Origin of the sequence: Tabrizicola soli (genome assembly GCF_015999335.1) — a bacterium.
Classification (GTDB): Bacteria; Pseudomonadota; Alphaproteobacteria; order Rhodobacterales; family Rhodobacteraceae; genus Tabrizicola; species Tabrizicola soli.
The window spans coordinates 63,612-76,063 of the sequence record NZ_JAEACP010000023.1 but is presented as its reverse complement, the minus strand read 5'-3'; the positions used below and the strand labels follow the sequence as shown (position 1 = coordinate 76,063).

The following is a 12,452-nucleotide window of genomic DNA, read 5'->3' as shown; positions in this document are numbered from 1 at the left end:
CCCACATCCGACGCGAGAAACGCCGATCTGCCGCGCTGGCTTGACTGGTTCAACCGATCAAGACCACACTCCGCACTCAACCGAACGCCTCCCCTCTCAAAGGTGAACGACCTCGTAAGAACTCACATCTAGACCACCGTCAGGTGCGGCGCGCCTTCCGTGACCCGCCCGATCCGGGCCGCGTCATGCCCCATGGCGCGCAGCGCCCGGACCAGCCCCGCCGCCGCCGCCTCGGGCACCGCCGCCAGAAGCCCGCCGCAGGTCTGCGGATCGCTCAGCAGATCCACCCGCGGATCGACCGGCGCGGTCATCCGCCAGCTTGCCGCCGCCAGGTTCGCCGGCTGCAACGAGGACCCCTGCCCCGCCCGCGCCAGCGCCACCGTGCCCGGCAGGAAGGGCACCGCCTCCAGCGACACCTCCGCCGCCACGCCCGAGGCCTCCAGCATCTCCAGCAGATGCCCGGCCAGGCCGAACCCCGTCACGTCGGTCATCGCCCGCGCCTCCGGCGCCAGGATCGCCGCGGCATCCCCCTGCCCGCGCTCCATCTGCGCGACACAGGCGACCCAGGCCTCTCCCATCAGCTGCCCCGGCAGCCGCGCCAGCGCCATCTCCGCCGCCAGCACCGTGCCCGAGCCCAGGGGCTTGGTCAGCACCAGCGCATCCCCCGGCCGCGCGCCGCCCTTGCCGATCACCCGTCCGCCAAGGCCGGTGACCGTGAACCCGATCGTCAGTTCCGCCCCTTCGGTGGAATGTCCGCCCACCACATCCGCCCCGGCCGCGCCGAAGGTGGCCACCGCCTCCGCCATGATCTCGCCCAGCATCCGCGCCTGCAATTCCGGCCCCAGCGGCGGCAGCACCACCTGCGCCAGCGCCGCCTGCGGGCGGGCTCCCATCGCCCAGATGTCGCCCAGCGCATGCAGCGCCGTCAGCCGCGCCATCAGCCGGGGATCGTTGCAGAAGGCGCGCAGATGGTCGGTCGTCAGCACCTGCACCCCCTCGCCCGCCTTCAGCACCGCCGCATCGTCGCCCGGCCCCGACAGGACCTCGGGCCGCTGCGGCGCGGGCAGCCCGGCCAGCGCCGCGCCCAGCACCCCCGGCCCCAGCTTCGCCCCGCAGCCCCCGCAGAGCGGCCGCCGCGCCAGATGCGCCGCCAGTCCCTCGGTCGCCGCCGCCGGCACCGCCTCCCGCGCCATCGCCGGCAGGTCCGAGAGCCGCTCCATGAAGGCCCGGTCGATCCGGTCCTTCAGCCGCCAGAGCCGGCCCCCGGCGAGCGACAGCCCCCATTTGTCCGCCACCGCCTCCTGCGGACCCAGCGCCACCAGCTTCAGGTAGTCGCGCTGCGGAAGGAACCGCCGCAGCTTTCCGCCCGACAGCGCCGCCCGCAGGTTCGCCTGCAGGACCGGCGCCGCGCGGACGGCGAAGACCCCCGCCTTCGGCCGCGCCGCCCCGGCCACGGTCGCGCAATCCCCGGCGGCGAAGACCCGCGCATCCGAGGTCCGCAAACAGGCATCCGTCACCAGGAACCCCTGCGCCTGTTCCAGCCCCGTTCCGGCCAGCCAGCCCTGCGGCCGCGCCCCCGCCACCGTCAGCGTGAAATCCGAGCCGACCTCCTCGCCCCCCGCCAGCGTCACGGAGGAAGGGCCGATCCCCACCACCTCGACCCCGGTCCGCAAGGTGATCCCCCCGGCCTCCAGCCGCGCCAGCATCTTGCGCCGCGCCGAAGCGCCCAGCCCCGGCAGAAGCCGCGTCTCGCGGTCGATCAGCACCACTTCCGGCCGCGCCCCCTGCGCCGCCAGCCGGTGCCGCGAGGCCAGCGCCAGTTCCACCCCGCCCAGCCCCGCGCCCAGGATCACCACCCGGGGAAAGGCCAGGCGGCGCGCGACGAAGGCCTCCCAGGCGGCGGCGTAGGCGGCCATCGGCTTCGCCGCCACCGCATGTTCCACCCCCGGCAGGCCGGGCAGGTCCGAGGTGATGCCCACGTCGATCGAGCAGAGGTCATAGTCCAGCGGCGGCCGTCCCTCCAGCCGCACCCGCCGCGCCGCAGGGTCCAGCCCGGTGGCGCGATCCAGGATCAGCCGCGCGCCCGCGAACCGGGCCAGCCGCACCAGGTCGATCATCAGCTCGTCGCGCCGGTAATGCCCGGCGACCAGGCCCGGAAGCATGCCGGTATAGGGCGCCACCGGATCGGGGTTCACCAGCGTCAGCCGCGTGCCCGGCAGCGGGTCCATCGCCCACATCCGCAGCACCAGAGCATGGGCATGGCCGCCACCGACCAGCACGAGATCCTTGATCGCAGGATAGAGGGGGGTCATCTCGCCTCTCGCATGGCTTCGCCAGCCCTCTACCCCAGGCGGCGGCGAAAGACGAGCACCCGGCCCCCCGGTCTGCAAGAGGCCGCCATTCCAGCGGCAGCGGCAGGAACCTCCGGCAGGAGCATTCTCGGGAACGCAGCCTTACGTCTCGTCGATCCTTCCGGGCAAGCTCTCCTCGCGGCACGGTGAGGCGTCCCGACGACCGCAAAAGGGCAGGTCGCCCCGGCCGCGTGGGAAGCTCTCCCAGCGCAATGTAGCGATGCCGTCCGCCGGGGCGCATCGCCGCCTCGGCCTTGCGCCTCTCGAAACACGCCGCGCGGAGCGTCCGCAGCCTCCATCCGCCCCGCAGGCGGTTGGATCGCCAGCCGGGCAACCGGCGGTCTCCGTCGCCCCGGCCCATGACCAGGCGTCCGAGATGTCCGGCGAGGCGGCACCGATCCTCCAGAACGACCGCCGGCTGCGCGGGCACATGCGGGACTGCCATTCGCCGATCGCGTGCACCGGCACCGAAAGCCCGGCGCGCGGCAGTCGATACATGGCCGTTGCGGCCGACGGCAATGCCCGGCACGGCAGACGCCGCGCGGGCCGGGGAACAAGCAGCGCGCCTGCGAAGGTCTCGGGAACCCTGTCCATGATCCTCTCCACCTCGGGGCACGGGCAGGAAAACCTCGCATGGCATGTCGTGGGCATGGCCCGGCTATCGGAGCGGCGCCCCAGAACCGATGGCGAAACCACCGGCAAGCCCGCGGGATATTTCCACCGGCATGAAAGGACCGCCTCAGCGCAGCAGGGCAAGGACCTCGAGGCTGGGATAGCCATCCGGCACCAACCCCCGCGCCTTCTGGAACGCCTTCACCGCCGCCACCGTCTTCGGCCCCATCCGCCCGTCGACCCCGCCCGGATCGAAGCCCGCCTGCCCCAGCCGGTCCTGCAACTCCCGCCGCTCCTCCAGCGACAGCGCCCGCAATTCGCGCGGCCAGCCCGACCGGATCGCCGGCCTCCCCTTCAGCCGGTCCGAAAGACTGCCGACCGCCACCACATAGGCGTCGGCCGTGTTGTACTTTTCGATCACCTGGAAGTTCGGAAAGATCAGGAAAGCCGCCCCGCGATGCCCTCCAGGCAGCAGGATCGAACCCGGACCCTGGTACGGCAAGTCTGCGCCGGATACCGTCCTGACCCCCATCGCCTGCCACTCGGCCACCGGCTTCACCACCCGCTCGGTCGTCTGGTCGTAGTCGAACCCTTCGGGCAGCTTGACCTCCACCCCCCAGGGCTGCCCCTTCGTCCACCCCCAGAAACGCAGGTAATTCGCCGTCGAGGCCAGCGCATCCGCCGGATCCTCGCCCCAGAGGTTCCGCTTCCCGTCCCCGTCGAAATCGACCGCGAACCTCTCCCAGCTCGACGGCATGAACTGCGTATGCCCGCTCGCCCCCGCCCAGGAGCCCGCGAACCGCTCGACATGCCCGCCCGCCACGATCTTCAAGGCCGCGATCAGCTCCGCCTCGAAGAACGCCCCCCGCCGCCCCTCATAGGCCAGCGTCGCCAGCGAGCCCAGCACCGGCAGGTCGCCCCGGTAGCCGCCATAGGCGCTCTCCAGCCCCCAGATGGCCGCGACGACCTCCTTCTCGACGCCATATTCCGCCTCGATCCGCTCCAGCAGCGCGCGATGCTTCGCCACCGCCTGCAGCCCCAGCGCGACCCGGTCCTCCGACACGGCGGTGTCCAGGTAATCCCAGATCGTCTTGGTGAATTCGTTCTGGCTCCGGTCGCGCTCCACCACCTTCGGATCGAACGCCACCCCGCGCAGCGCCGCGTCGAAGGCCGCCGCCGGCACCCCCGCCGCCAGGGCGCGCGGCCGGAACCCCTCCACCCAGGCCTCCAGCCCCGCTTGCGTCCCCATCTCCACCTCCGCCCCCGCCACCGGATCGGGCAGGATCGTCTGCCCCTGCGCCCCGCCCGAAGCGAGCGCCACCACGACCGCGACAATTCGATTCAAATCGTGCTTCCTCTTGGGAAAAATACTCCACGGGTAACCCGTCGGTTTCGCCATTGGTTCGGGATACCAATGGGCCGGGGGGCGTGAAACCCCCGGTCCCGTCACCTCCGCTTGCGCACCAGCCGCCGTTTCGCGGCCGCCTGCGCCGGCTTCCGGGGGCTGTACTTGCCCGCCTTCCGCCGCGGCGGCCGCACCACCGCGCCCTCGACCGACAAGAGCTCCAGGATCAGCCCGCCGGTCACCGGCACCGCCTCCGAGAGTCGCACCACGACCTTCTGCCCGATCCCCAGCACCAGCCCGGTCTCGGCCCCCATCAGCGTCTGGCTGCCCTCGTCATAGTGGAAATACTCCCGCCCCAGCGCCCGCACCGGGATCAGCCCGTCCGCCCCTGTCTCGTCCAGCCGCACGAAGACCCCGAAGCGTTGCACGCCCGAGACATGGCCCGCGAACTCCGCCCCCACCCGGTCCGCCAGATAGGCGGCCAGATACCGATCCGTCGTATCCCGCTCCGCCGCCATGCTGCGCCGCTCCGCCTCCGAGATCAGCTTGCCCGTCTCCTCCAGGTTCTCCTCGTCCCAGGCCGACAGCCCGTCCCTGCCCCAGCCATGCGCCGAGATCAGCGCCCGGTGCACGATCAGGTCGGAATAGCGCCGGATCGGCGAGGTGAAATGCGCGTAATTCCGCAGCGCCAGCCCGAAATGCCCGAAATTCTCCGGGTGATAATAGGCCTGCGTCATCGACCGCAGGGTGGAAAGGTTGATCAGCTCGTCGAACTCGGTCCCCTCGGCCTGCGCCAAGAGCCGGTTCAGGTGCTTGGTCTGCAACACCTGCCCCTTGGCCAGCGTCATGCCCGCACTTTCCGCCACCTCGCGCAGCCCCTCCAGCTTCAAGGGCGAGGGCTCCTCATGCACCCGGAACAAGAGCGGATGCTTCAGCCGGATCAACTCCTCGGCCGCCGCCACGTTGGCAAGGATCATGAACTCCTCGATCAGCCGGTGCGCCTCCAGCCGCTCCTTGAACGCGACCGAGGTCACGCGGCCCGCCTCGTCCAGCTCGATCCTGCGCTCCGGCAGCTCCAGGTCCAGGGGCTGCCGCATCTCCCGCGCCCGCTTCAGCGCGGCATAGGCCCCGTAAAGCGGCTTCAGCACCGGCTCGACCAGCGGCGCGGTCTTCTCGTCCGGCGCCCCGTCCACCGCCGCCTGCACCTGCGCATAATGCAGCGAGGCCGCCGAGCGCATCATCCCCCGCACGAAGCGATGGCCGCGCTTGTGCCCGCCCGCGTCCACCACCATCCGCACCGCCAGACAGGCCCGGTCCACGCCCTCGTGCAGCGAACAGAGGTCGCCGGACAGGATATCCGGCAGCATCGGCACAACCCGGTCGGGGAAATAGGTCGAGTTCCCACGGCGACGCGCCTCGCGGTCCAGGGCAGACCCCGGCGTCACATAGTGCGCCACATCGGCGATCGCGACCCAGATCACGAAGCCGCCGATATTGCCCAGGTCGGTATCGGCCTCGGCGAAAACCGCATCGTCGCGGTCGCGCGCATCCACCGGGTCGATGGTCAGCAGCGGCAGGTCGCGCAAATCCTCGCGCCCCGCCATGCCCACCGGCTCGGCCCGGTCGGCCTCGGCGATCACCGCATCGGGGAAGACATCGGGAATACCGTGCTGGTGGATGGCGATCAGGCTCGCCGCCCGCGGCCCCGCCGGATCGCCCAGCCGCGCCACGACCTGCGCCGCGGGCAGGCCCAGCCGCCGCGCGCCCACCGCCTCGGCCTCGACCAGCTCGCCATCCTTCGCGCCCATCGTCATGTCGGCCGAGACGCGCCATTCCTTGTCGTCGCCCTTCTCGATCGGCACGATCCGCCCGCCCTCGCGGCCCAGGCGGAACACCCCCAGCACCTTCCGCGGATTCGACCCCAGCCGCCGGATCAGCCGCGCCTCATAGGCATGGTCCTCAGCCCCGACCTTTGCCAGCCGCGCGAGAATCCGGTCGCCCCCGCCAAGCGCCGGGTCGCCCTTCTTCGGGATGATCAGGATGCGGGGCGTCTCGTCCACCCCCTCCTCCAGCGGCCTTGCATAAAGATCGCCGTTCGCATCCGGCGGCAGCACCTGCAACACCGCCACCGGCGGCAGCACCCCCGGCTCGCGGAAGCGGCGGCCGGAGGTCTCGACCACCCCCTCGTCCTCCAGCTCGCGCAAGAGGCGCTTCAGCTCGATCCGCGCATCGCCCCTGATCCCGAAGGCCTTGGCGATGTCGCGCTTGGCCGCAAGGCCGGGGTTCTCGGAAATCCACTGGCGGATTTCATCCTTGGAGGGCAATGGTTTCATGCCGCAAGACCTAGCACGGCAACCGGCCCAAGACTACCCGACTACAAGCTTCCTCTTGGCCCAAATACTCATCTTCGCCGAGGAGGAGGCGAAGCCCGACGACGAGACAAAAGACCTGCGCCGCAAGGCGCTCGATTCGAAAGACCGCCCGTCACAAGGCGCGGCGCATGTGACGATGCGGAATCCCCGCGTCCAGGAATTCCTCGCCCTCGACCGCGAATCCCAGCTTCTCGTAAAACCCCGTGGCATGGGACTGTGACCCAAGACAAGCCTCCGCCACCCCCGGCACCCTGCGCAATTCCGCCAGCGCCGCCCGGATCAGCGCCGCGCCAAGGCCCGTGCCCCGTGCCTCCGGCAGCACGCAGACCCGGCCGATCTTGCCCACGGCCCCCTTCACCAGCAGCCGCGCCGTCCCGACCGGCCGCCCGCCGTCAAGGGCCAGCAGGTGAACGGCCGCCTCGTCCAGCCCGTCCAGCTCGTCGGCCTCGCCGACACCCTGCTCCTCGATGAACACCGCCCGGCGCAGGCGCCGGCAGGCGGCGATGTCGCGCGTCACCTCGATACGCATCAGGCGAAATACTCCCGCAGGATCCGGCCATAGATCGCCTTCAGCTGGTGGATCTGCGCCACCTCCACCCGCTCGTCGACCTGGTGCATGGTCTTGCCGACCAGGCCGAACTCCACCACCGGGCAATGATCCTTGACGAAGCGCGCGTCCGAGGTCCCGCCAGAGGTCGAGGCCACCGGCTTCCGCCCGGTTTCCGCCGCCACCGCCTCCGCCACCAGTTCCGACAGCGCGCCCGGAGGCGTCAGGAAGGCCTCGCCCGAGATGCCGATCCGCAGCCCGATCTCCACCCCCGTCGCCTCGGCCACCGCCGCCGCCTCGCTCCGCAGCCAGTCCGAGAGCGTCGCCCCCGAATGCATGTCGTTGAAGCGGATGTTGACCGTGGCCGTCGCCCGCGCCGGGATCACGTTGGTCGCGGGATTGCCGCAGTCGATGGTGGTGATCGCCAGGGTCGAGGGGTCGAAATGCGCCGTCCCCCGGTCCAGCGGCTCGGCCTCCAGCCGCGCCAGCAGGCGGACCATCGCGGTCAGCGGGTTCTTCGCCCGGTGCGGATAGGCGCTGTGGCCCTGCACCCCGACCGCCGTGACATGCGCCGTCATCGACCCGCGGCGGCCGATCTTCATCATCTCGCCCATCTCGTTCGGACAGGTCGGCTCGCCCACCAGGCAATGCGTCATCCGCTCGCCGTTGAAGGCCATCCAGTCCAGGATCGCCACGGTTCCGTCGGCGCCCTCGCCCTCCTCGTCGCCGGTGATCGCCAGGATCACCGCGCCATCGGGCGGGGTCTCGCGCACGAAATCCACCGCCGCCGCGACAAAGGCCGCGACGCCCGACTTCATGTCGCAGGCCCCCCGGCCATACATCACCCCGTCCTCGACCTCGGCCCCGAACGGATCATGCCTCCAGGCATTGGCATCGCCCACCGGCACCACATCGGTATGGCCGTTGAACCCGAAGGCCCGGTTCGCCCCCTGCTTGCCCCAGCGCGCGTAAAGGTTGGCGATCCCGCCCCGGTCGACGCGGGTGCAGGCGAATCCCGCCTCGCCCAGGATCCCCGCCAGCAGCGCGATCGCCCCCCCCTCCTGCGGCGTGACCGAGGGGCAGCGGATCAGGCGGGCGGTCAGGTCGGCGGGGTCAAGCTTTTCGGTCGGCATCGGGTCATCCAGGGCTGTCTCGGGCCTATTGCCTAACCGCTGGCGCGCCCTGCCGCAACCGCAGCGCTCGTCGTTCGACCGCGTCTCCTCCGCGCCGCGCCGCCGCGACGAGTGGTCGAAGACCATTGAGGAGCGACCCCGGCCTCAGTCGTAGAACGGCGTCATCTGCGCCACGATCACCGAATTCTCGTCCAGCGCGCGCCGCATCAGCGCCTGCTCCTCGGCGTCGATCTCGTCCCCGGCCTTCAGCCGCTCGTCCAGCGTGCCGTGCCCGGTGACCTCCAGCGGCGCGAGGTCGGCCTCCTTCAGGATCGCCACCGTCTCGCGCACCGCCTCGGCCTCGTCGACGCCGCTGGCATAGATCACCAGCCCCGCCCCGGTGGCCTTCTCGGGCAGGCCATCCCCCGGCTTGCGGCCGACCTCGACCACCAGCGTATAGACCTGCTGCGGCCGCTTGACCTTCTCGGGGCGCGCCTCCTCCATCTCAGTCCCGCAAGAGTTCGTTGATCGAGGTCTTGGACCGCGTCTGCGCATCCACCTTCTTCACGATCACCGCGCAGTAAAGGTTGATCCCGCCCTTCGACGGCATCGAGCCCGCGACGACGACCGACCCGGCCGGAACCTCGCCATACATCACCTCGCCGGTTTCCCGGTCGACGATCTTGGTCGACTTGCCGATGAAGACCCCCATCCCCAGGACCGAGCCCTCGCGGACGATGCAGCCCTCCACCACCTCGGAGCGCGCGCCGATGAAGCAGTTGTCCTCGATGATCGTCGGGCCGGCCTGCATCGGCTCCAGCACGCCGCCGATCCCGACGCCGCCCGACAGGTGCACGTTCTTGCCGATCTGCGCGCAGGACCCGACCGTGGCCCAGGTGTCCACCATGGTGCCGCTGTCGACATAGGCGCCCAGGTTCACGAAGCTCGGCATCAGCACCACGCCCGGCGCGATATAGGCGCTGCGGCGCACCACGCAGTTCGGCACCGCGCGGAAGCCCGCGGCCTTCCACTGCGCCTCGCCCCAATGGGCGAACTTGCTGTCCACCTTGTCCCACCAGGTCCCGCCCTGCGCGCTGCCGGTATGGACCTCCATGTCCTTGAGGCGAAAGCCCAGAAGGACCGCCTTCTTCGCCCACTGGTTCACATGCCAGTCGTTGCCGCGCTTCTCGGCCACCCGCAGCGTGCCCGCGTCCAGCGCGGCCAGCGTCGCCTCGATCGCGGTGCGCGTCTCGCCCTTGGTCGCCGGGGTGATCGTGTCCCTCGCCTCCCAGGCGGCGTCGATGGCGGCTTCCAGTGCGGCATAGGACATGCGGATTTCCCTTTTCGGTTGGTCACGGCGGCCCCGACCCTATAAGGCTGATCCCGACACCACGCAATTGCCAGGCGCGACACATGAAGGACGAACCCCGAAGCCACCCGTTCCGCGACAGCATCGAGGACATCGCGGCGACCAAGCGCATCCCGGACACGGCCCAGACCCGCGCGCCCGCCTATCGCCTCGCCTTCGCCGACCACGATTTCCTCACGCGCGAGGAGCTGCGCCCGGTCCGGCTGCAGCTGGAGCTGCTGAAGCCGCAGATGATCATGGACGAACGCGGCATCGAATCGACCGTGGTCATGTTCGGCGGCGCCCGCATCCCGGCGCCGGAAAACCGCGACCACGCCCGGACCGAGACGCTCGCCAACCTGTCGCATTACTACGAGGAGGCCCGCCGCTTCGCCCATGCGATGACCGAGCGCAGCGTCGCCACCTATGGCCGCGAATGGGTCATCGCCACCGGCGGCGGCCCCGGCGTGATGGAGGCCGGCAACCGCGGCGCGGACGAGGCCGGGGGCCAGTCGATCGGGCTGAACATCGTGCTGCCGCATGAACAGGCCCCGAACGCCTATGTGACGCCGGACCTCAGCTTCAACTTCCACTACTTCGCCATCCGCAAGATGCATTTCCTGATGCGGGCCAAGGCGATCGTGGTCTTCCCCGGCGGCTTCGGCACGATGGACGAGCTCTTCGAAAGCCTGACCCTGGTCCAGACCGGCCGGATGAAGCCGATCCCCTTCCTGCTGTTCGGCCGCGACTGGTGGGAGACGGTGGTGAACTGGGGCCACCTCGCCGAGGCCGGGGTGATCTCGCCCGAGGACCTCTCGCTGTTTGCGATGGTGGAAACAGCGGAAGAGGCGGTCTCGGTGATCGACGGCTGGCAGATTCCGGGGTGACGCAATGCCAGTATTGGTCTTGCCGTTCGCTTCTGAATGCTATTGGATCACAATAGTTTATAGGAGCGAGCGATGCGAACTTTTCTCCCGCTGATTGTTGCCTGCACCCTACTGACTGGATGCGCAGGGGAAATGACCGGACAAATTCGCGGTACTGGTGAACGGGTGATCTTTGCCTATGAGCAAGGCATCGACTCAGACAACTATACCGCCACGATTGGAAATGAGAAATTTGTGGGCAAGGCGGTGATGGATGGCTCCTCATCCGGCGTTGCAACAGCCTTCGGCGGGGGGTTCAACACCACTGCGTTTGGCGCAACATCCACCAACCGCTTTGTAGCCGTTCTTCTGGGCAATAGAGGGAGCTCCCTGAATTGCCAAATGAGATACGCTGACTCATCGGGCTTCACTACTGCTGGCGGTGTAGGCGTATGTCAGCATTCGGACGGGCGAATCATCGACGTTGTCTGGTAGTCGGCTCCGGGTGTGTTCAAGTTAGAGCTCGATTCGCCGGCACAGGGTTAACGCCGCCCTTGCCCGCTTCCGGTCCGGACGGACGCCAGACGCATGCCAGACCGATGCCAGACGCTTCACCTTCCGGTAACCCGCCGGATTACCACCGCGTTCTCAACCACTTGCCCGGCGCAGGCACTCCCGCTCCCAGCCGTCCAGGAATTCCACCCTCCCGCAGCCCGCGAACGCCGCCAGCCGGTCCAGCTCGGCCTCCAGCTTCGACCGGCGGGCCTTGCTCAGCTTCACCCCGGCCTCTGGCCAGAACGCCTTGACCCGCAGGGCGCCGGCATCGCGGAAGGCCTTGGCGTCGATCCGCCCGACCAGCCGGTCGCCCTCCAGCACCGGAAAGACGTAATAGCCGTAGACCCGTTTCGGCTCGGGCACGAAGACCTCGATCCGGTAGTGGAAGCCGAACAGGAACTCGGCCCGGTCGCGGTCGCGCAGTGCCGGATCGAAGGGCGACAGGATGCGCAGGCGGGTGGTCGGAGCGGGGGGCTCCTCCTCCAGAATCTCCGGGAAAATGAAGGCCTTGCGGCGCTGGCCCAAGGCCCCCTCGACCTCGGCCGCGATGATCTCGCCGCGCGCCAGGGCCTCCCGGCACCAGTCCCTTGCCGCCTCCGGGCTGACGGCATTCCAGTAGGCCGCGATCTCGCCCGAGGTCGCAAAGCCCAGTTGCCCCAGCGCGCTGCGGCAGGCCCAACCCGTCACCGCCTCGGCCGGCACCGCTGCCCGGTGGACCTCGGGGATCACCCGCTCGGTCAGGTCGTAGATCTTGGCGAAACCGTCGCGCCGGGTGATCGCCAGCCGCCCGGTCCGCCACAGCCATTCCAGCGCGGTCTTGGACGGATGCCAGTCCCACCAGCCGCCCTTGCCCCGGACCTCCCCCTCGCCCACATCCGCCGTCCCCACGGGGCCATCCCTGGCTATCCGGTTGAGAATGTTGTCGAATTGCGCCTCATATCCCTCACGGAACCAGCGTTTCCAGTTCGCCTCCAGCCGCAAGGCATCGCGCCGGAAGCGGTGCTGCCAGAGGCCATGCAGCCCCACCGGCAGGATCGAGGCGTCATGCGTCCAATGCTCCCACAACCGCCGGTCCCGCTCGATCAGCCGCTTCAGCGCGGGCGGGCGAAAGGTCTGGCGCCGCGACCACAGTATCATCTCATGCGCCCGGGCGACGGTGTTGATGCTGTCCACCTGGACAAAGCCGATCCGGCCGACCAGAGCCTCCAGCGCCGCCCCGGTCGCGGGACCGGCCGGAGCCTCGGCAAGCGCATGGCGGTCCAGGAACAGGCGGCGGGCGCGAAGGTTGGGGATCAGCTCGGGCATCGCCAATCGGTAGCACCGCCCGGAGTGCGGTCAAGCCGG

At 69.8% G+C, this 12,452-nt stretch carries 11 protein-coding genes; 3 read left to right on the top strand and 8 right to left on the bottom strand.

Translation table 11 applies throughout. From position 1 onward, the window contains the following. Positions 1-132: integrase core domain-containing protein (locus tag I7S92_RS23535; protein WP_197647159.1), on the top strand; the 132-nt coding region annotated here is incomplete at its 5' end. Here the strand turns inward: I7S92_RS23535 and selD are convergent. From selD to dapD, 7 genes are all read right to left on the bottom strand, one after another. After that, a complete protein-coding gene (gene selD / locus I7S92_RS19360) occupies positions 129-2,312 on the bottom strand; it encodes a selenide, water dikinase SelD (RefSeq protein ID WP_197647158.1) in 2,184 nt (727 codons plus the stop codon). The genes I7S92_RS23535 and selD overlap by 4 nt on opposite strands. Before the next feature lie 778 nt (positions 2,313-3,090). Then, a complete protein-coding gene (locus I7S92_RS23390; protein WP_277922982.1) occupies positions 3,091-4,308 on the bottom strand; it encodes a lytic murein transglycosylase in 1,218 nt (405 codons plus the stop codon). 101 nt (positions 4,309-4,409) lie between these two features. Beyond that, positions 4,410-6,641, bottom strand: a complete 2,232-nt coding sequence (gene rnr, locus I7S92_RS19350) for a ribonuclease R (protein ID WP_197647156.1) — start codon at positions 6,639-6,641, stop codon at positions 4,410-4,412. 151 nt (positions 6,642-6,792) lie between these two features. Continuing rightward, the gene (locus tag I7S92_RS19345) at positions 6,793-7,209 is read right to left on the bottom strand and encodes a GNAT family N-acetyltransferase (protein ID WP_197647155.1); all 417 of its coding nucleotides are present in this window, start codon (positions 7,207-7,209) and stop codon (positions 6,793-6,795) included. Further along, complete coding sequence (dapE, locus tag I7S92_RS19340) at positions 7,209-8,360, bottom strand: succinyl-diaminopimelate desuccinylase (protein WP_197647154.1); 1,152 nt, start codon at positions 8,358-8,360, stop codon at positions 7,209-7,211. The genes I7S92_RS19345 and dapE overlap by 1 nt, the downstream gene beginning before the upstream one ends. Before the next feature lie 144 nt (positions 8,361-8,504). Then, on the bottom strand, positions 8,505-8,843 hold the full coding sequence (locus I7S92_RS19335; RefSeq protein ID WP_197647153.1) for a DUF8846 family protein: 339 nt from the start codon (positions 8,841-8,843) through the stop codon (positions 8,505-8,507). Between the two features lies 1 nt (position 8,844). Then, positions 8,845-9,669 carry a 2,3,4,5-tetrahydropyridine-2,6-dicarboxylate N-succinyltransferase gene (gene dapD / locus I7S92_RS19330; RefSeq protein ID WP_197647152.1) on the bottom strand — a complete coding sequence of 275 codons (825 nt, stop codon included), beginning with the start codon at positions 9,667-9,669 and terminating at the stop codon, positions 8,845-8,847. A gap of 83 nt (positions 9,670-9,752) precedes the next feature. On the opposite strand from dapD, the gene I7S92_RS19325 reads away from it, so the two are divergent. Continuing rightward, positions 9,753-10,574: an LOG family protein gene (locus I7S92_RS19325; protein ID WP_197647151.1), complete on the top strand. Its 822-nt coding sequence runs from the start codon at positions 9,753-9,755 to the stop codon at positions 10,572-10,574. A 132-nt stretch (positions 10,575-10,706) separates the two neighbouring features. After that, entirely contained in the window at positions 10,707-11,048 is a 342-nt protein-coding gene (locus I7S92_RS19320; protein WP_197647150.1) for a hypothetical protein, read from the top strand. Between the two features lie 153 nt (positions 11,049-11,201). Here I7S92_RS19320 and I7S92_RS19315 read toward each other — a convergent pair whose 3' ends face one another. Next, a complete protein-coding gene (locus tag I7S92_RS19315; RefSeq protein WP_197647149.1) occupies positions 11,202-12,413 on the bottom strand; it encodes a winged helix-turn-helix domain-containing protein in 1,212 nt (403 codons plus the stop codon). Positions 12,414-12,452: the final 39 nt, after the last annotated feature.